The 18,778-nt window shown below is 69.9% G+C and carries 12 protein-coding genes; 4 read left to right on the top strand and 8 right to left on the bottom strand.

Annotated features, from left to right (window positions below):
- Positions 1-34: 34 nt before the first annotated feature.
- The 7 genes from FMQ63_RS02325 to FMQ63_RS02295 form a co-directional block, all read right to left on the bottom strand.
- Positions 35-349, bottom strand: a complete 315-nt coding sequence (locus FMQ63_RS02325; protein ID WP_011551107.1) for a hypothetical protein — start codon at positions 347-349, stop codon at positions 35-37.
- An 89-nt stretch (positions 350-438) separates the two neighbouring features.
- Entirely contained in the window at positions 439-1,284 is an 846-nt protein-coding gene (locus FMQ63_RS02320) for an N-acetylmuramoyl-L-alanine amidase (RefSeq protein WP_020478166.1), read from the bottom strand.
- A 123-nt stretch (positions 1,285-1,407) separates the two neighbouring features.
- Positions 1,408-4,608 (bottom strand): efflux RND transporter permease subunit, encoded by a 3,201-nt coding sequence (locus FMQ63_RS02315; RefSeq protein ID WP_011551109.1) that lies wholly within the window; start codon positions 4,606-4,608, stop codon positions 1,408-1,410.
- Positions 4,595-6,331, bottom strand: coding sequence for an efflux RND transporter periplasmic adaptor subunit (locus FMQ63_RS02310; protein WP_225909755.1), 1,737 nt, complete (start codon positions 6,329-6,331; stop codon positions 4,595-4,597). Before FMQ63_RS02310 ends, FMQ63_RS02315 begins: the two co-directional genes overlap by 14 nt.
- The gene (locus FMQ63_RS02305; RefSeq protein ID WP_011551111.1) at positions 6,328-7,698 is read right to left on the bottom strand and encodes a TolC family protein; all 1,371 of its coding nucleotides are present in this window, start codon (positions 7,696-7,698) and stop codon (positions 6,328-6,330) included. The genes FMQ63_RS02310 and FMQ63_RS02305 overlap by 4 nt, the downstream gene beginning before the upstream one ends.
- Before the next feature lie 127 nt (positions 7,699-7,825).
- Entirely contained in the window at positions 7,826-8,233 is a 408-nt protein-coding gene (locus tag FMQ63_RS02300) for a hypothetical protein (protein WP_011551112.1), read from the bottom strand.
- Between the two features lie 78 nt (positions 8,234-8,311).
- A complete protein-coding gene (locus tag FMQ63_RS02295) occupies positions 8,312-9,277 on the bottom strand; it encodes a PLP-dependent cysteine synthase family protein (protein ID WP_011551113.1) in 966 nt (321 codons plus the stop codon).
- 171 nt (positions 9,278-9,448) lie between these two features.
- Here FMQ63_RS02295 and FMQ63_RS02290 point away from each other — a divergent pair, with 171 nt between their 5' ends.
- The 3 genes from FMQ63_RS02290 to FMQ63_RS02280 all read left to right on the top strand — a co-directional run bounded on the left by FMQ63_RS02290 (position 9,449) and on the right by FMQ63_RS02280 (position 12,806).
- On the top strand, positions 9,449-10,909 hold the full coding sequence (locus tag FMQ63_RS02290; RefSeq protein WP_011551114.1) for an ATP-binding protein: 1,461 nt from the start codon (positions 9,449-9,451) through the stop codon (positions 10,907-10,909).
- A gap of 66 nt (positions 10,910-10,975) precedes the next feature.
- Positions 10,976-11,575: a DUF2378 family protein gene (locus tag FMQ63_RS02285; protein ID WP_011551115.1), complete on the top strand. Its 600-nt coding sequence runs from the start codon at positions 10,976-10,978 to the stop codon at positions 11,573-11,575.
- A gap of 175 nt (positions 11,576-11,750) precedes the next feature.
- A complete protein-coding gene (locus tag FMQ63_RS02280; RefSeq protein ID WP_011551116.1) occupies positions 11,751-12,806 on the top strand; it encodes an ABC transporter ATP-binding protein in 1,056 nt (351 codons plus the stop codon).
- 24 nt (positions 12,807-12,830) lie between these two features.
- Here the strand turns inward: FMQ63_RS02280 and FMQ63_RS02275 are convergent, their stop codons facing one another.
- Complete coding sequence (locus FMQ63_RS02275) at positions 12,831-14,003, bottom strand: FAD-dependent monooxygenase (protein ID WP_011551117.1); 1,173 nt, start codon at positions 14,001-14,003, stop codon at positions 12,831-12,833.
- 402 nt (positions 14,004-14,405) lie between these two features.
- On the opposite strand from FMQ63_RS02275, the gene FMQ63_RS02270 reads away from it, so the two are divergent.
- Positions 14,406-18,746 carry a DEAD/DEAH box helicase gene (locus FMQ63_RS02270; protein WP_171452207.1) on the top strand — a complete coding sequence of 1,447 codons (4,341 nt, stop codon included), beginning with the start codon at positions 14,406-14,408 and terminating at the stop codon, positions 18,744-18,746.
- Positions 18,747-18,778: the final 32 nt, after the last annotated feature.

Here is an 18,778-nt window from a genome sequence, read left to right as displayed (position 1 = left end):
GGCGGACACGAGCGAACGAGACGGCGGACGCGACCTACGCGAGGGGGGCTATCGGGACGTGGAGGATGTCGCGCCCGTCGGCCGACAACGGTTCGGCCTTCTCGTAGGCGACGCGCAAGGGCCGCGACACGAGTAGCACGAAGGAAAGCGGCGGGGCATGCGCGGCCACGGTGCGCACGTGGGCACAGCAGGTGCAGTCGATGCAGTCCGGGGCGCACTGCCCCTGGTCATCATCGTCCGGGCAGCTCTGCGTGCAGACCTCGCCCACCGCGCCAGTGAGGGTGGGCATCAAGCCCCCCAGGCCCGGGGCGAACAGGAACAGGCAGACGATGAGCCAGATTCGGAGCACGCTGGCGACCTTCTACCACGTTTCCAAACGCGATGCGTGCGAGGGGCTCACGCTCAGCGAGCCTCCTCGCACGCAGGGGAAGACGACTGTCAGGAGATGCCCTTGCGCAGCCGGTTCCAATCGAAGTTGGGCGCCGGGTCGTTCTTGCGGCCCTTGGGAACCGCCACGTCGGCGTGGCCCACGATGTTCTTCATCGGAATGTTGTGCTGCTGCTTCAGGTAACCGGTGAGCTGGGTGAGTGACTTGTACTGCGCCTCGGTGAAGGGCGTCTTGCCGCTGCCGTCGTTCACGATTTCGATGCCGATGGAGCGGTTGTTGATGTCCGAGGGCACGCCGTGCAGCTCGCCCTTGCCCGCGTGCCAGGCGCGCTTGTCGTCACCGACCAGCTGATAGATCTTCCCGTCGCGGTCCACCATGTAGTGCGCGGACACCTTGCTCTGCGGATTGCGCATCCACGACAGGTCGCCCGCGCCGTTGTTGGTCGCGGTGTGGTGCATGACGATGGTGTCGATCTTCGTCCCGCCGCGCGAGTTCTGGTTCGGCGAGGGCGCGTTGATGACCGCGGGCTTGGTGAACTTGCCGCCCGGGGTGGTGGGCGTGGTGGGGCCGCTGGTGCCCAGCGCCTTCTTCAGCGCCGCCTGCGTGAGGTCACCGTAGAAACCGGTGGTGGGCAGCTTGTTGTCCGCCTGGAACTTCTTCACCGCCGTTTCCGTCTGCGGACCGAAGGTGCCGGGGCCCGTGGTCACCTGGGCCTTCGTCATGTAGCCCACCTTCACGAGCGCATCCTGCAGTTGCTTCACCTTGGGCCCGGAGTCGCCCTTGCGCAGGCCCGCGGGCGGCGCGGAGACCGTGGAGGCCGCGGCGGCGGCGGTGCGAGGGGCCTGCGCCTGAGTGGCGCGGAACACGGAGGAGAGCGAGGGCAGGCGAAGGCTCATGAGGAGGGCTTCCAGGGGGTAGAGGCTGCGTGAGTCTGCCCGGATTATCGGCGCCCAGCCCCCGGGAGTTGCGTAACTCCCGGGGCGAACTTGAGTGTCTAGATTCAGCCGGATTGCATTTTTTCAGGCTGTCTGAGTTTCGGCGGGCAGGGGTGGCTCTCCTGTGCCTTCCTCTGGCTGTTCCTGGGGAAGGTGGCGCCGCTTCCAGAGGGCGAAGATGGCCGGATACACGGTCAGCTCGAGTAAAAACGACGTCACGAGTCCGCCCACCAGCGGCGCGGCGATGCGCTTCATCACGTCCGCGCCCGTGCCGGTGCTCCACAGCACGGGGAGCAGGCCGATCATGTCCGTCATCACCGTCATCAGCTTGGGACGGATACGACGCGCCGCGCCATCAACGATGGTCTCCGTCAGGTCAGCCATGGAGCGCAGCCGTCCCTCCTGGTCCGCCTTCTTATGGGCCAGGGTGAGGTAGAGCAGCATCACCACGCCTGTCTCCGCGTCGAGTCCGGCCAGCGCGATGAGCCCCACCCACACGGCGATGCTCATGTTGTAGTCGAGCAGGTACAGCAGCCACACCGCGCCAATCAGGCTGAAGGGCACCGCCAGCAGGACGATGCCCATCTCCACCACGGACTTCGTGCTGAAGTACAGCAGCAGGCACACCAGCAGCAGGGTGACGGGAATCACCACCTTGAGCTTCTCCGTGGCGCGCTCGAAGTACTTGAACTGGCCGCTCCACTCCACGCGCACGCCGGTGGGCGTCTTCACCTCGCGCGCCACCGCCGCCTTCGCGTCCTTCACGTAGTCCGCGATGGGCCGCGCGGTGTCCACGAAGACGTAGGTGACGAGCTTGCCGCCCTCGCTGCGAATCATCGGCGGGCCCTGCACGAAGCGCACGTCCGCCACCTGGGCCAGCGGCACCTGCGCGCCGGCCGGAGTGGGGACCAGCACCTCCTTCAACAGTTCGGGGCTGTCGCGGTACTCACGCGCGTAGCGCACGTTGATGGGGTAGCGCTCGCGGCCCTCCACCGTCTGGGAGACGTTCTCTCCGCCGATGGCGCCCATCACCACCTCGTTGATGTCCTTCACGCCCAGGCCCAGGCGCGCGGCCTCTTCCCGCTTCACCTCGATGTCCACATAGAAGCCGCCGGTGGAGCGGTCCGCGAACGCGCTGCGCGTGCCGGGCACCTGGGCCACGGCCTTTTCAATGGCCACCGCTGCCTGCTCCAGCGTGTCCAGGTTGTCGCCAAACACCTGGATGCCCAGCGGACTTCGGATGCCGGTGGCCAGCATCTCCGTGCGCGTCTGGATGGGCATCCAGAAGATGTTGGGCATGCCCGGGTACTGGAGCGTCTCGTCCATCTCCGTCAGCAGGGCTTCCCAGGTGAGGCCCTTGCGCCACTCGGACTTCGGCTTGAGCACCACCGTCGTCTCGAACATGGACAGGGGCGCCGGGTCCGTGGCCGTCTCCGCGCGGCCCGCCTTGCCGAAGACGCTGACCACCTCTGGAATGCGCTTCAGCTCCGCGTCCATGGACTGGAGGATGCGCGTGGCCTCGGTGATGGACATGCCCGGCGGCGAGGTGGGCATGTAGAGGATGGCGCCTTCGTTGAGCGGCGGCATGAACTCATGGCCCAGCCGCATGAAGGCTGGCACCGTCATCGCCATGGCCACCACGGACAGCGCCACCACCACCTTGGCGTGCCGCACCACGAAGCGCACCACCGGCATGTAGAGGGCCACCAGCCAGCGGTTGAGGGGGTTCTCGTCCTCCCGGCGGATGCGTCCGCGGATGAAGAGCACCGCCAGCGCGGGCGTGAGTGTCACCGCCAGCACCGCGGCGAAGCCCATGGAGTACGTCTTCGTGTAAGCCAGCGGCTTGAAGAGCCGGCCTTCGGTGGCCTCCAGCGTGAAGACGGGGAGGAAGGCGACGGTGAGCACCAGCAGCGTGCCGAAGATGGAGGGCCCCACCTCCTGCATCGCGGAGATGATGACCTCGCGCCGCTCGCCCGGGCGGCCTTCCGCCTCCCACGCCTCCAGCTTCTTGTGGATGTTCTCCACGATGATGATGGAGGCATCCACCATTGCGCCAATGGCGACGATGATGCCGCCCAGGCTCATGATGTTGGCGGTGAGCCCCTGGTAGTACATGGGGATGAAGGCGAGCAGCACCGCCAGGGGCAGCGTGAAGATGGTGACCAGCGCGCTGCGCGCGTGCATCAGGAAGAGGAAGATGATGAGGCTGACCACCAGCATCTCCTCCACCAGCGCCCGGCTGAGCGTGCTGATGGACTCCTCGATGAGCCCCGAGCGGTCATACGTGACGACCAGCTCCACGCCCTCCGGCAGGCCCGCGCGCACCTCCTCCAGGCGCTCCTTCACCGCCTCGATGACGGTGAGCGCGTTCTCCCCGTAGCGCATGACGACGATGCCGCCGGCCACCTCGCCCTTGCCGTCCAGCTCCGCGACACCCCGGCGGATGTCCGGCCCCAGGCTCACCGTGGCCACGTTGCGCACCAGCACGGGCGTGCCGTCCGCGCTCACCTTCAGCGGGATGTTCTCGATGTCCTGCGTGGAGCGGATGTAGCCACGCCCTCGGATGATGTGCTCGTGGCCCGCGATTTCCATCACCCGGCCGCCCACGTCCTCGTTGGACTCGCGGACCGCGCGTGTCACCTCGCCCAGCGTCACGCCGTAGGCGCGCAGTTGGTTGGGGTCCACCTGCACCTGGTACTGCTTGACGATGCCGCCCACGCTGGCGACTTCCGCCACGCCGGGCACGCTGGACAGCGCGTAGCGCACGTTCCAGTCCTGGAGGCTGCGCAGGTCCGCCAGGGAGTGCTTGCCGCTCTCGTCCACGAGCGCGTACTGGAACACCCAGCCCACGCCGGTGGCGTCCGGACCCAGCATGGGCGTCACACCCGCGGGCAGGCGTCCGCGCGCCGTCTCCATGTATTCGAGCACGCGGCTGCGCGCCCAGTACATGTCCGTGCCGTCCTCGAAGATGACGTAGATGAAGGACATGCCGAACATGGACTGGCCACGGACGGCCTTCACCTTCGGCGCCGACAGCAGGGAGGAGGAGATGGGGTAGGTGATCTGGTCCTCGACCAGATCCGGCCCACGTCCCATCCATTCGGTGAAGACGATGACCTGCGTGTCGGACAGGTCGGGGATGGCGTCCAGCTTGGTGTTGCGAACCGCGTGGACGGCCCACGCCGCCAGGCCGCCCACCAGCAGGATGGTGAGGAACGGGTTGCGCGCGCACGCGCCGATGATGCGGCCGATGAAGCCCTGTTCGCCGTTCTCAGTGGGCTGCATGGCTGCCTCCGAAGTCATCCGTGGCGGAGCGGATGCGGCTCTCCGCCGCGATGAGGAAGTTGCCGCTGGTGACGACGACGTCGCCGGGCGACAGGCCCTCCAGCACCTCGTAGGTGCCGTTGCCCTTGATGCCGAGCTTCACCTCCTGGGGCCGCAGCCGTCCCTCGCCCAGGTCCACGAACACCAGCCGCCGCGGGCCGGTGTAGATGACGGCCGAGTCGGGAATCTGGAGTCGCGGCGCGCCGCCCTGCAGGAGGAAGCGGACGTCCGCGTACATGTCCGGCTTCAGCTCCAGCTCCGGGTTGGGCAGCTCGATGCGGATGCGCCCGGTGCGCGTGGCGCCTTGTAGGGACGGGTACACGTAGCCGACGCTGCCCGCGTATTTCTTCCCAGGCAGGTAGGGCAGGGTGACTTCCACTGGATGGCCCGGCTTCACGCGCGCCAGGTCCTGCTCGTACACATCCGCTTCCACCCACACCTTCGCCAGCGGGGCGATGCGGAACAGGCGCTCACCGGCCTTCACCGCCGCGCCCTCCACCACGTTCTTCTCCAGCACGTAGCCGCTGGCGGGCGCCAGGAAGGGCATGTTCTCCACCGGCTGGCCACGCTGGGCGACGCGCTCGATTTGCGCCGCGGACAGGCCCCATAGTTCCAGCCGCTTGCGCGCCGCGCCCACGAGCGACGCGTTGGCCGCGCTCTGGCTCTGACGCGCCAGCAGGTACTCCTGCTGCGCGGCGTAGAGCTCCGGGCTGTAGAGGGTGAAGAGGACGTCGCCCTTCTTCACCGGCTCGCCCGTGGCGTTGACGCGCAGCTCGTGGATGTAGCCGTCCAGCTTGAGGGTGACGTCCACCAGTGACTTCTCGTCGAAGGTGACGCGGCCGAGCGCGCGCAGGGACAGGTCCATGGAGGACTGCTCCACCTTCGCCGTCTTCACGCCGATGCGCTGCCGCCGCAGGTCGTCCACCCGGATGATGCCGCTCTGCAGCTCGGCGCGGCTGACGGGTGTCAGGTCCATGCCGCAGATGGGGCACGCGCCCGGGCCGTGCTGCTTCACGGACGGGTGCATGGGGCAGGTGTAGTGCGCGATATCGCCCTCGCCGTGAGCACCCGCGGGAGCGGCCGAGCGCCACTCGCTGGTGGTGCCACACGCCAGCATGCGCCGGCCCATGTACGGGTTCTCCAGCTTGGGCTCGCGCTGGAGCCACTGATTCACCCCCTCCACCATGGGGCATTCGAAGACGTGCCAGCCTTCCTGGAGCCGCGGATCGGCGGACGCCAGGGCGATGAGCGCTTCACTCACGCGTGCGAAGTGCTGGCGCGCTGCCTCGGCGTCCTTCGCCGAAGCGAGTTGCGAGGCGCCGTCCGCGCCCTGCTGGAGCCAGGCCTTCAGCGGCGTGCCATCCCCCTGTGTGGCCTCGGCGGCCTGCTGGAGCGCGGCCTTCAGGGCTCCCGCCCTGGCCTCGAGTCCTTCCAGGGTGTCCTGCGCGAGCAAGGCCCGTGCGGTTTCGTAGGACTCGAAGGCCGCGCGCGCGTACTCCAGGGCGGCGTCGGGCAGCGGCGTGCCCGCGCCGCTGTGGGCCTCATGCGTCGCGGGCGCGGTGCCGGTGTGGGACGTGGAGCCGAAGAACCAGCCCGCGAGGGGTTTCCAGGCCACGGCGACGATTACGACGAGTGCCAGCACTCCCATCCAGGGGGCGATGCGGCGGCGGTTCGGGGGGCTCATCGCGTCTCTCCGTTCCGGGGCAGTCCCGGGGTGTGGCCCATGGCCTTGTCCAACTCCGCCCGGCGGCGCTGCACGTCCGCCAGGGCCGTCTGTTCACGCAGCTCCACGCGGCGCAGGCCGCGCTCCGCCTCGATGAGGACCTGGAAGCTGTTCTTGCCGCTCTCGAAACCCGCGCGGGCGGCGGACACCTGGTCCTTCGCCGCGGGGATGAGACGCTCCTGGAAGAGCGCCACCACGCGCCGCGCCTCCTCGGCACGCGAGCGCGCCTGCTCCACCTCGACGCGGATGTCGGAGATGAGCTGCTCTTCCTCCCGGCGCAGGCGCTTCAGGCCGGATTCGGCCTCCCGCACAGCGGCCTTCCGCTTGCCGAAGTCGAGCGGGATGTTGATGGTGACGCCCGCCATGAACTGGTGGGGCGTGTCCATCCACATGGAGTTGTACTCACCCATCACCATGACATCCGGGTAGTAGTCGCGCTTCGCGAGCCGGACGGCGGCCTCGCCACCACCGAGCCGGGCCCGCAGGCCCTCCAGCTCCGGGCGCAGGCGCAGCGCTTCGTCTTGCAGCCGTTCGGCGGGCACGGACTCCGCGGTATGCGCGGGCATGGCTTCCGGCAGCGGCGGCAGCGGTGCCTGGGGGGCGCGGTGCAGCAGGCCGTTGAGCTGGGCGCGAAGCCTCTCGCGTTCGGCTTCGAACATCACCTGTTCGCGCAGCACCTCGCTCAGCTCCACCTCCGCCTGGAGCGGATCCTGCTGCGAGGCACGGCCGGTGACGTATTGGGCCTCCGCGCTCTTCTTGAGCTGCCCGAGCAGCCGCAGGTGCTCCGCCGTGACGTCGAGCGAGCGCTCCACGACGAACAAGTCATCGAAGAGCGTGGAGGCCATGAGCGCCAGGCGCAGACGCAGGGCCTCGCGGTCCTCACGCATCGCTTGCGCTTCCGCCAGCGCCATCTCCCCTCGCAGGCCGCGCTTGCCGGGGAAGGGGAGCTGTTGGCTCAGCCCCACGACCTGTCCGAAGGGCACGCTGCCAGTGATGCTCAGCGGCGCGACCTCATAGGTCAGCATCGGGTCTTCGAGCGCCGTCTCACGCGGGTAGCGTTCGAGACTGGCGCGCCACGCCTCACGCGCTGCTTCCAGCGAGGGGTTGCGCGCGAGCACCTGCCGCACCAGCTCCGCGCGCTCCAGCACGGAGGCGCTCGTGAAGGGCTCTGGTGCCTGTGCCTCCGGTGCCTGCCGGGCAACGGCTTCGAGTTGGGATTGATACCGCTGCTCATTGGCTCCGGCCGCGCCGGGGCCCAGCCACACGGCGACGCCGGTAGCGAGCACGGCCCGCGTGGCGGACCGCCTCCAGGTTCCATGGGGTGACATGACTTCCTGCTCCAGATGACGGGATACGAGCCTGTCGCCGGGAGAAGGACGTCACCGGCGGCGGGCGGAATCCGGCCGGTGGACACACGTCCACCCGCCAGGCCTCAGCGCTTGCGGGCCGGACGTCTCAAATGAGGTAGGAGCAGTGCTGCAGGTACAGCGGTGGCGCGGTGGCGTGATGCACGCCCCGGATGCGCACCCACGACGTGGGCAGGGCCTCGGGCGCTGGCGGCACCACGGGGACAGCCTGGGGAAGCACTGCCAGAGGTGTCAGCGCCCACGCATGGCGTGAACTCGCGGTGACGGGCTCCGGCGCCGGGAGCTGCACGGCGAGTTCGCCGCAGCAGTCGTGGTGGTTGCCACGGATGCCTGCTTCCTGAGTGTCGGGCGCGGCCTTGGTCCGCTTCGACTGGGGGCAGACACACGTCAGGTCCAGCTTCACCGTGCCCTGACAGAAATGGAACAGCCCCTCGACCGCCCCCGCGATGGGAGGCAGCCCCAGGACCACCAGTACTGTCAGGACTCGGACGAGCATGAACGTGGGCTTGCCCAGCAGATAGCGCGGCGGGACGGCGCGTGCAACTCCGCACGCGCCACGTCATTCCCTTTCAACTCATGCCGCGCCGCGTGCTGGCACGGGCTTAGGCTGGATGAGCTCGGTGGAGAAGTAGCGCTCCATGCGGTCGGGGAACACCGTCACCACCTGCGCCCCCGGGCCCAGTCGCTTCGCGGCTTCCACCGCGGCGACGTAGTTGAGGCCGGACGACGGTCCCACCGGGAAGCCGCGGCGGATGAGCGCCCTGGCGGTGCTCATGGCGACGTCGTCCGACACGTCGATTTCAACGCGGCCCGGCATGTCGGCCTCGCGGTACAGCCGGGACATGCCATCCACCACGCCCGGGACGCGGGGGCTGAAGCTGCAACATTCGATGTCGCAGCCCAGGCCGGCGATGGGGCGCGCCACGAAGGCCGTCACCGGACAGCCTGCTTCCGCGAAGGCCTGGTACAGGCCCACCACGGTGCCGCCCGTGCCTACGCCGCTGACCACGCCGTGCACCAGCCCGCCCGGGATTTGCGACAGAATCTCCTGGCCCGTCCACACCCGGTGGGCCTCGGCGTTGTCCAGGTTCTCGAACTGACGCGGCGCGAAGGCCTTGCGCTCACGCGCCAGCTCCTCCGCCTTCACGATGGCGCCGTGCACGCCGGCTTCGCGCGGCACCAGCACCACGTCACCACCATAGGCGCGGATGGTGAGGATGCGCTCCCCGGTGACGCCCTCCGGCATCACCGCCGTGAAGCGCAGGCCCATCTGGGCGCAAGCCAGCGCAAGGGCGATGCTCGTGGAGCCGCTGGACGCCTCGATGACCTCGCCGCCGGGGACGAGCTCCCCCTGGCGCCACGCCTTCTCCAGCATGTAGCGCGCGATGCGGTCCTTGGTGGAGCCGCTGGGGTTGAGGAACTCCAGCTTGCACCAGATGGTGGGGCCCTCCTCGTGGAGACGTACGGGGACGAGCGGAGTGGGACCCACGGCCTGGAGGAAGCGGCCGTCCGCGGGAAGAGGGCGACAGGGAGGACGCATGCGGCCTTCCCTATCGCGAAACGGCTCGTTCGGCACTGGCCATGAACTTTTTGCTGGGTTCCTGGACAGTCGCTTGTGTGCCTGCCCCGACAGCGCGCCCGTTGGTGCCCGTAACATCTGGCGTTCAGGCGGAGGCGCGGCTACGAAAGAGCCTGACCCGCACACTTCCGTATGCCTCCCACTTCCGCGCTCATCCTCAACGTCAACGACGACGCGGCCAGCCGCTATGTCACCTCCCGCGTGCTGGGGCTCGCGGGCTTCCGCGTCGTGGACGCCGCCTCCGGGATGGAGGCGCTTGCCCTGGTGACCGAGGACACGGACCTCGTCATCCTGGACGTGCGGCTGCCGGACACCAGCGGCCTGGAGGTGTGCCGGAGGTTGAAGGAGACGCCTCGCACGCAGGGTGTCCTGGTGCTCCACCTGTCCGCACAGGCCGTGGGACCGGGCGATCGGGCGCAGGGCCTGGAGCACGGCGCGGACGGCTACCTGGTGGCGCCGGTGGACCCGGAGGAACTGGTGGCCCAGGTCCACGCGCTGCTCCGGCTGCGCCAGGCCGAGCGCGAGGTGAAGGCGCTGTCCCGCGAGGTGGTGCACCAGCGCCAGCTCCTGGAGTTGGCCATCTCCTGCGCGGCGGACCCCATCGCGCTCTACGACGAGGCCGGGCGAGTCCTGTCGGCCAATCAGTCTCTGTATGCGTCACGCGGCAGCCACGCCGTGCATGCACCGGGCAGGACACTGGATGAGATGCAGGCCGCGGATGGGGCGCTGACGCCGTACCTCGAACAGGTGCGGGTGGCCCTTCGCACGGGGCAGGTGCAGCGAGGCACCATGGTCTTGGGTTCGGACCGGGGCCCGCGGTACTTCGACTACGTCCTGTCGCCCGCGCTGGGGGCCGGCGGCGAGGTGCTGGCGGTGATGTCCTCCCTGCGGGACGTCACGGAGTCGCGCAGCGCGGAGGAGTTCCGCGAGCAGTTCATCGGCATGTTGGGGCATGACCTGCGCAACCCGCTCAACGCGCTGTCCATGTCCGCGCAGCAGTTGCGGCGCAAGGGTGGGCTGGACGAGCGCCAGGGCATGCTCACCGAGCGCATCCTCACCAGCGCCGAGCGCATGGACCGGATGATTCGCCAACTGCTGGACTTCGCGCGCTCGCGGCTGGGCGGCGGCATTCCGGTGGTGCGCTCGTCGTGCGACGTGTTCGAGGTGGTGCGCCGCACCGTGGACGAACTGCGCGCCAGCCATCCTGGCCGGGTGGTGGAACTGGAGTCCAAGGGCGATGGCCTGGGGAAGTGGGACTTCGACCGCCTGGAGCAGGCCGTGGGCAACCTGGTGGCCAACGCGCTGAAGTACAGCCCGGCGGAGAGCACCGTGAGGGTGGGCGCCGAGGGCTCCGAGCGCGAGGTGGTGCTGCGCGTCCACAACCGTGGCACGCCCATCCCCGCGGAGGACCTGCCCCACGTCTTCGGCGCCTGGCGCCGGGGCCGGCGCGCCGCCAGTGACGCGGGCGCGCCCAGCGGCCTGGGGTTGGGCCTCGACATCACCCGGCAGATTGTCCGGGCGCATGACGGGGACGCGCAGGTGGCCTCCAGTGCGACGGAGGGCACGACCTTCCTCATTCGCCTGCCACGATGATGATTATCTGACGATGGGGGCACCTCACGACTCCCCGCTTGGGGTTGCCGCTACCACCTTCCGTGCATGGCGTCAGAGAAGCTCATGTTCGCTCAGTCCGTGGAAGCGCTCTTCGTGCGGGCGCTCGGGCCGTATCTCACCCGGGATGGACGCCAGCGCTTGAAGGCGGTGGGGCTCGACCTGTCGGAGCCGCTGCGCCCCCAGTACACATTGGAGCAGTGGCGCGCCTTCCTTCGCGTGGCGGCGCAGGATGTCTTCCCGGCCCTGCCGCCGCACGAGGCCAGCTTCGCGCTGGGCGCGCGCTTCCTCCAGGGCTTCCGGCAGACGTCGGTGGGCCGGGCCAGCCTGTCGCTCGTCACCCAGTTGGGGCCGCGGCGCACGCTGGAGCGGGTGCCGTACAACGTCCGGGCCGGCAACAACTTCAATGAGGTCCGCGTGGAGGAGTCCACGCAGGACAGCGCCACGCTGTGGATGAAGGACGTCACGGCGGACACGCCGGACTTCGCGGCGGGCTTCCTGGCGGAGACGCTGCGGTCGGCGGGCGCGGGGCATGTGGAGGTGAAGCCCATCGCCTTCGACGGCACGGCGGCCACCTTCCGCGTCACCTGGTCGAAGGCCGCCAGCCGGGCGCCCGTGGCCGGTGCCGGTCCCCGTCGCGTCCACTGAGGCGGGAGCGCCGCCACGACGCGCCCTTCCGCTGGACTGGCTCGGTCTCCAGGTGTCCCGGTTGCCGGAGGCGGCGCTGGAGCACCCGTTCAGGGTGCGCTGGCGCTGGCCCCCTTCCGCGAGCTGTCGCACGATGCCGGCCGGACGCGCTCCCTGTCCGGAAGGAAGTCACCGCATGGCCCGGTTGTTCGTCGAGGACCTCCACGTCCGGCTCGGCGCGAATGACATCCTGAAGGGCATCACCGCCGACTTCCGAGATGGCGAGGTGGTGGCGCTGCTGGGCCGCTCCGGCAGCGGCAAGTCCACGCTGCTGCGCTCCGTCGCCGGGCTGGAGACGCCGGTGCGAGGGCGCATCCACATTGGCGAGCGCACGGTGTTCGACGCGGCGGCGAAGGTGAACCTGCCGCCAGAGCGGCGTGACCTGGGGCTGGTGTTCCAGTCCTACGCGCTGTGGCCACACAAGACGGTGTTCGACAACGTGGCCTACGGCCTGCGGCTGCGCAAGCAGCCCCGCGAGCAGGTGGAGCGGGCCGTGCGCGAGGTGCTCCAGGGGGTGGGCCTGGAGGGGTACGGCGACCGGTTCCCCAGCCAGCTCTCCGGTGGGCAGCAGCAGCGCGTGGCGCTGGCGCGGGCGCTCGTCTACGGGCCGCCGCTGGTGCTCCTGGATGAGCCCTTGTCCAACCTGGACGCGAAGCTGCGGGAGGAGGCGCGCGTGTGGATTCGCGCGCTCATCAAGCGGCTGGGGCTCACCGCGCTCTTCGTCACCCATGACCAGGTGGAGGCCATGGCCATCGCCGACCGCATCATGCTGCTGGACGGTGGGCGGATGGTGCAGGACGGGACGCCGGAGCAGCTCTACACGGAGCCCCGGAGCCTGTTCGCCGCCGACTTCATGGGGGTGAACAACACCTTGTCCGGCCGTGTGGTGGAGCGGCGCGGCGGCGAAGCGCGGCTCCAGGTGGGAAGCCAGTCATTGTGGGGCCTGCGGCGTGGGGACGGCTCCGGTGGCGACACGGCCACCGGCGTCATCCGCGTGGAGGAACTCCAACTGGCATCCGGGCCCGGGGAGAACCGGCTCCCGGCCGCGCTGGTGAACTCCATCTACGTGGGCGGGCGCTGGGAGCACCAGTTCCATGCCGCAGGGCAGACACTGCGCGCCTCGACGCGCCAGGTGTTGGCCCCGGGGGCCTACACGCTCGCGTTCCCCAAGGAGCGCCTCTGGATTTTCTGAGAGGCGCGGGGGCGGCGCGGTGCCTCATGGCGCGAGCCCGGTGGGCGCTGGCGCGGAGCGCTGCCCCGCGGCGGGCGTCAGGGCGGGGAAGGCGGTGTGCCGGTTCTTCCAGAAGGGCGCGTCGGGCCACCGTTGCTCCTCGAGGTAGGTGCGGCTTCGCCTGTGCAGGTGTTCGTTGAAGCGCAGATGAAGCGTTTGCTCGTAGGCGCAGAGCGCATCCTCTTCACCGCGCAGGTATTGCTCCAGGGCTTCGGCGGCGAGGAGCGCGGAGTCCAGCGCGCTGAAGATTCCCTGGGCGGACAGCGGGTCATGGGTGCAGGCCGCATCGCCCACTGCGAGCCAGCGCTCACCGTGCATCTGGTCGAGTTCGCCGACGAGCACGGGCGCCGCGACGAGAGGCTCTCCGGCGAAGTCGCAGGCCGCCAGCCTCGCCTGGGTGACGGGGGCTTGTTCGAGCAGGGCCGCCCATGGTTCCGGCGTCGCCCAGCGCAGTCCGTGCAAGGAATCTCCATCCCCCACCAGGGTGACGGCGACACAGTCCGAGGGCAGTCGCGCGGAGTGCCACCAGCCTTCCGGACATGATTCCACCAGGGCATCCGTGGGGAACGATTCGCCTGGCCGGAGCTGGAACGCGCCATGAACGGTGAAGCAGCGGTCGCGGATGCGGCGCCGCGCGCCCTGGGTCATGGCGAAGGTGGCTTTCCATCCGGTCGCATCCACGACGAAGCGCGCCCGCAGCGTGAGCGCGCCTGTCTTGCGTTGGGAGAGGTGTAGCCGATAGCCCTCCTTCGCGATGGACTCGACGTCCAGCAGGGTCGTCAGGCGAAGGACGCGGACGCCTTGCCTGGCTGCCTCCAGGCTGAGCCGTTCGTCGAAGCGTGCCCGGTCCAGGTGCCAGGCGGAGCCCCAGGGCGACATCTGCGTGTCCTGGATGCGGGGCTCCGCGCGGCTCCAGCACGAGGACGTCCCGCGCGAAGCCAGGTGTCCATCGCGCAGGAAGCTGCTCCAGACACCGAGCCGGGACAGGGGGATGCGGAGGTCGGGTGACAAGGTCTCGCCCGGGCGGTGCGTGTCGTAATCCGTGCGCTCGAGCATGACGACGGACAGGAAGGGCGCCAGGTCTCGCAGCGCCACGGCCATGGCCGCGCCCGCTGGGCCGCCTCCGATGATGGCGACGTCGTAGGAGGCTTCGCTCATGGCGCGCCCCTCCGCGCGGCGGCGGGCGTCCCGTCGCGGCAGGGCTCAGGGCGCCTGGTTTCGACGGGGGCTTGGGGAATCTCGTGGGTGGGGCTCAAGCTTTCGCTCCTCATGTTCCGAGGTGCGATGTGCAAGGCACATTCCTCCTGGCGGCGAGGCGCGGTGCATCAGCGCGTGTGCTCCGTGTCATGGTCTTCCACTGTGTGCGGTGGCTTGTGCCGGGTGGTGGATGACGCGTCACGCTGCTCCCGTGACGCGTCAGCGTCATGCCCGCACGCAAGGGCTGCGTCCCGCCGAGCCCCTGCCTGGCGCGGGGCGCACCCGCGGTGGGAGCCTACTCACGACGTTCTGTCGCGTTGACGCCGGGCTGTACCTGTGTTCAGGCTAGCCGTGGAGGTGCCCATGGCCCCGCAAATCAGCCTCGACTTCGCCACGGAGTACGCGGCGCATCCGGCGCTGGCACCGTTCCATCCGGTGGTGCGCCGCTGGTTCGCGGAGCGGCTGGGCGAGCCCAGCCGTCCCCAGGTCGAGGGCTGGCCGCTCATCCAGGCGGGCCAGGACGTGCTCATCGCCGCGCCCACGGGCAGTGGCAAGACACTGACGGCGTTCCTCGCCGCGCTGGACGCGCTCTTCCGGCTGGCGCTGGAAGGCACGCTGCCGGACTGCACGCAGGTGCTCTACGTGTCGCCGCTCAAGGCGCTGGGCAACGACGTGCAGAAGAACCTGCTCCAGCCGCTGGAGGAGCTGCTCGCCCGGGCCCGCGCGGAGGGCTTCCGTCCGCAGGAGCTGCGCGTCCAGGTGCGCAGCGGAGACACCCCGGCCTCCGAGCGCGCCCAGATGGTGCGCCGTCCGCCGCACATCCTCATCACCACGCCGGAGTCCTTCTACCTCTACCTCACGGCGGAGAAGGCGCGCGCCACGCTGCGCTCGGTGCGCACCGTCATCGTGGACGAAATCCACGCCCTGGCGCGCGACAAGCGGGGCAGCCACTTCGCGCTGTCGCTGGAGCGGCTCAAGGCGCTCACGGACGCGAGGCCCCAGCTCATCGGCCTGTCGGCGACGCAGAAGCCGCTGGACGCCATCGCCGGGTTCCTCACCGGCGCCTCCCACCGGGAGTGCAAGCGGGTGGAGGTGGGCCACCTGCGCCCGTGGGATTTGACGCTGGAGATTCCAGACGCGGAGCTGTCGTCGCTGGCCAGCCACGAGATGTGGGGGCAGGTCTACGACCGGCTGGTGGAGCTGACGGGGGCGCACCGCACGACGCTCGTCTTCGTCAACACGCGGAAGATGGCGGAGCGCGTGGCGCACGACCTGGGTGAACGCCTGGGGGAAGGCACCGTGGCGGCGCACCACGGCAGCATGTCGCGCGAAATCCGTCTGGCCGCGGAGGAGAAGCTGAAGTCCGGGCAGTTGCGGGCCATGGTGGCCACCGCGTCGCTGGAGCTGGGCATCGACGTGGGCAACGTGGACCTGGTGGTGCAGTTGGGCAGCACGCGCGCCATCTCCGTGTTGCTCCAGCGCGTGGGCCGCGCGGGCCACCACAAGGCGGGCATCTCCAAGGGCATCCTCTTCGCGATGACGCGGGACGAGTTGATGGAGTGCACCGCGCTCCTCAACGCCGTGCGCGAGGGGGACCTGGACGCGGTGCGGATTCCGGAGAAGCCGCTGGATGTGCTGGCGCAGCAGATTGTCGCCGCGTGCGCCTGCGAGGAGTGGGACGAACGCGCGCTCTTCAGCCTCTTCCAACGCGCGTACTCGTACCGGAACCTCACCTGGGAGGAGTACCAGGGTGTGCTGGAGTTGCTGTCCGAAGGCGTGGCGGCGCGCCGGGGCCGCGCGGGCATCCACCTCCACAGAGACCGGGTGAATCAGCGCCTCAAGGGCCGGCGCGGCGTGCGCATCACCGCGCTCACCAATGGCGGCGCCATCCCGGACACCTTCACCTTCAACGTCACCGCCGAGCCCGAGGGCAAGGTGGTGGGCACGCTGGACGAAGACTTCGCGGTGGAGTCCTCGCCCGGGGACATCTTCCTGCTGGGCAGCACCGCGTGGCGCATCCAGCGCGTGTCGGGCAGCACGGTGCAGGTGGAGGACGCGCGCGGCGCGCCGCCCAACGTGCCCTTCTGGCGCGGCGAGGCGCCGGGCCGCACGGACGAGCTGTCGCTCCAGGTGGGCCGCCTGCGCGAGGAACTCACGCAGCGCGAGGATGCGCCGGCGTTCCTCCAGAAGGAGCTGCGCATGCCGCCGCCCGCGGTGGACGCGCTGATGGGCTATCTGCGCACGGGGCAGAAGATGCTCGACGCCGTGCCCAGCCACACCACCGTGGTGGCCGAGCGCTTCTTCGACGAGGCGGGCGGCATGCAGCTCATCATCCACGCGCCCTTCGGCAGCCGCATCAACCGCGCGTGGGGCCTGGCGCTGCGCAAGCGCTTCTGCCGCTCGTTCGACTTCGAGCTTCAGGCGGCGGCGACGGAGGACGGCATCCTCCTGTCGCTGGGCGAGCAGCACTCCTTCCCGCTGGCGGAGATTTTCGACTTCCTCCACCCGGACCACGTAGAGGAGGTGCTGGTGCAGGCGGTGCTCCAGGCGCCGATTTTCGGCACGCGCTTCCGGTGGGTGGCCACTCGGTCGCTCGCGCTGCACCGGATGATGGGGGGCAAGCGCGTGGCGCCCAACCTCCAGCGCGCCCGCAGCGAGGACCTGCTGGCGTCGGTGTTCCCGGAGCAGGTGGGCTGTCAGGACAACCACGGTGGTGGCGACCTGGAGTTGCCGGACCATCCGCTGGTGACGCAGACCATGGATGACTGTCTGCGCGAGGCCATGGACGTGGACGGCCTGCGCGAGGTGCTGCGCGGCATGCGTGATGGCCGCATCCGCCTGCTGGCGCGCGACGTGCCGGAGCCCAGCCTCTTCGCGCACGCGATGATTCACAGCCAGCCCTACACCTTCCTGGATGACGCGCCCGCCGAGGAGCGCCGCGTGCGCAACGTGGCCCTGCGCCGCGCCATGCCCGCCGAGGACGTGACGGCCTTCGGAGCGCTGGACGCGACGGCGATTGCCACGGTGGTGACGGACGCCGCCCCGCCCATGCGCGACGAGGACGAACTGCACGACGCGCTGTTGCAGTTGATTCTACTGCCCGCAGCGGAGGTGCCGCGCGGGATGGCGACGCCCCTGTTCGAGCAGGGCCGGGTGGCGTGGATGGACCTGCCCGCGGGCCGCTTCCTGGTGTCGGCGGAGCGGGGCAGCGCGCTGCGGGTGCTCTTCCCGGACGCGCCCATGCAGCCGCCGCTGCCGGTGCTGTCGCATGACCGGCCCGTGGAGCGGGACGCCGCCGTGCTCCAGGTGGTGCGCGGACGCATGGAGATGCTGGGGCCCACCACGGTGGCGGAGTTGGCCCGGCTCATCGTGTTGGACGAGGACTCCGTCAACGCGGCCATGCACCAGTTGGAGGCCCAGGGCAACGTGCTGCGCGGCCGTTTCCGGCCGCTGGAGGTCCCCCTGGCGGATGGGGCCAGCCCGCCGCTGGAGTGGTGCGACCGGCGCCTGCTCCAGCGCATCCACCGGCTGACGGTGGGGCGGCTGCGCAAGGAAATCGAGCCGCTGAGCGCGCAGGACTTCATGCGCTTCCTCTTCCGCTGGCACCACCTGGAGGAACTGGACGCGCTGCGCGGCTCCACGGGGCTGCTCAAGGCGGTGCGGCTGCTGCAGGGGTACGAGGCGCCGGCCTCCGCGTGGGAGCGCTTCCTGCTGCCCGCGCGCATGCGCGGCTACACGCCAGACTTGCTGGAGCGGGCCTGCTATGCCGGTGAGGTGGCCTGGGGCCGCCTGACGACGAAGGAGGCGAAGCCCGCGCCGGGGCCTCGCCGGGGCGCGCCGGTGACGCCGCCGGAGCCCGCGCCCACGCGCTCGCGAGCGTCGCCCACGCGCAACGCGTCGTTGACCTTCACCCTTCGCGAGGACCTGGAGTGGATGCTCACCGCGGCGCGGCCTCACGCGGTGCTGGCGGACGGGGACGTGTGGACGCCGCCGGACCTGAGCGCGGCCGCCAAGGACGTGGTGACGGTACTGGAGCGGCGCGGCGCCTGCTTCTTCCAGGACCTGGTGTCGCGCGCGCGGCGCCTGCCCGCCGAAATCGAGGACGCGCTGTGGGAGTTGGTGGCGCGCGGGCTGGTGACCGCGGACGCGGTGCAGAACCTGCGCGTGCTCCAGAGCCCGGCGCACCGCAAGCGGCAGAAGTTGCTCCAACGCGGTGGTCCTGGCCGCTGGAGCCTGCTGACACCCGCGGAGCCGAAGTCGCAAGACGATGTGCTGGACTCGCTGGCGCGCCTCTTCCTCCAACGCTACGGCATTGTCTGGCGCGACCTGGTGATGCGTGAGGCGCTGGCGCCCACGTGGCGCGAGCTGCTCTTCGTGTACCGCCGCATGGAAGCGCGCGGCGAGGTGCGCGGTGGCCGCTTCGTGTCGGGCTTCGTGGGCGAACAGTTCGCCCTGCCGGAGGCGGTGGACATGGCTCGCTCGGTGCGCCGTCAGCCTCCGTCCGGTGTGCGGGTGCAGTTGTCCGGTGTGGATCCGCTCAACCTCACGGGCGTGGTGACGCCCGGGCCGCGGGTGCCGGCGATGCCGGGCAACGTGGTGACGTACGTGGACGGCGTGCCGCGAGATGTCGGCGCACTGGACGATACGGCCGACGGCAACGTTGGAGAAGACACGGAAGATGGCGGCGAGGCGATGGCGAGCTGAGTGGTGAGGTCCCGTCGGGCAGCGGATGCTAG

This window comes from Myxococcus sp. CA005 (assembly GCF_006518205.1).
GTDB lineage: Bacteria > Myxococcota > Myxococcia > Myxococcales > Myxococcaceae > Myxococcus > Myxococcus xanthus.
Note: the sequence above shows the minus strand (reverse complement) of the source record. Positions and strands in the feature narration are given on the sequence as shown.

What these genes read in the sequence shown, in the direction of transcription:
- FMQ63_RS02275 (WP_011551117.1), bottom strand. Translation starts at nt 14,003, where the DNA reads ATGAGCGAAGCCTCCTACGACGTCGCCATCATCGGAGGCGGCCCAGCG.
- FMQ63_RS02270 (WP_171452207.1), top strand. Translation starts at nt 14,406, where the DNA reads ATGGCCCCGCAAATCAGCCTCGACTTCGCCACGGAGTACGCGGCGCAT.
- FMQ63_RS02315 (WP_011551109.1), bottom strand. Translation starts at nt 4,608, where the DNA reads ATGCAGCCCACTGAGAACGGCGAACAGGGCTTCATCGGCCGCATCATC.
- FMQ63_RS02280 (WP_011551116.1), top strand. Translation starts at nt 11,751, where the DNA reads ATGGCCCGGTTGTTCGTCGAGGACCTCCACGTCCGGCTCGGCGCGAAT.
- FMQ63_RS02295 (WP_011551113.1), bottom strand. Translation starts at nt 9,277, where the DNA reads ATGCGTCCTCCCTGTCGCCCTCTTCCCGCGGACGGCCGCTTCCTCCAG.
- FMQ63_RS02285 (WP_011551115.1), top strand. Translation starts at nt 10,976, where the DNA reads ATGGCGTCAGAGAAGCTCATGTTCGCTCAGTCCGTGGAAGCGCTCTTC.
- FMQ63_RS02320 (WP_020478166.1), bottom strand. Translation starts at nt 1,284, where the DNA reads ATGAGCCTTCGCCTGCCCTCGCTCTCCTCCGTGTTCCGCGCCACTCAG.
- FMQ63_RS02300 (WP_011551112.1), bottom strand. Translation starts at nt 8,233, where the DNA reads ATGCTCGTCCGAGTCCTGACAGTACTGGTGGTCCTGGGGCTGCCTCCC.
- FMQ63_RS02310 (WP_225909755.1), bottom strand. Translation starts at nt 6,331, where the DNA reads ATGAGCCCCCCGAACCGCCGCCGCATCGCCCCCTGGATGGGAGTGCTG.
- FMQ63_RS02290 (WP_011551114.1), top strand. Translation starts at nt 9,449, where the DNA reads ATGCCTCCCACTTCCGCGCTCATCCTCAACGTCAACGACGACGCGGCC.
- FMQ63_RS02305 (WP_011551111.1), bottom strand. Translation starts at nt 7,698, where the DNA reads ATGTCACCCCATGGAACCTGGAGGCGGTCCGCCACGCGGGCCGTGCTC.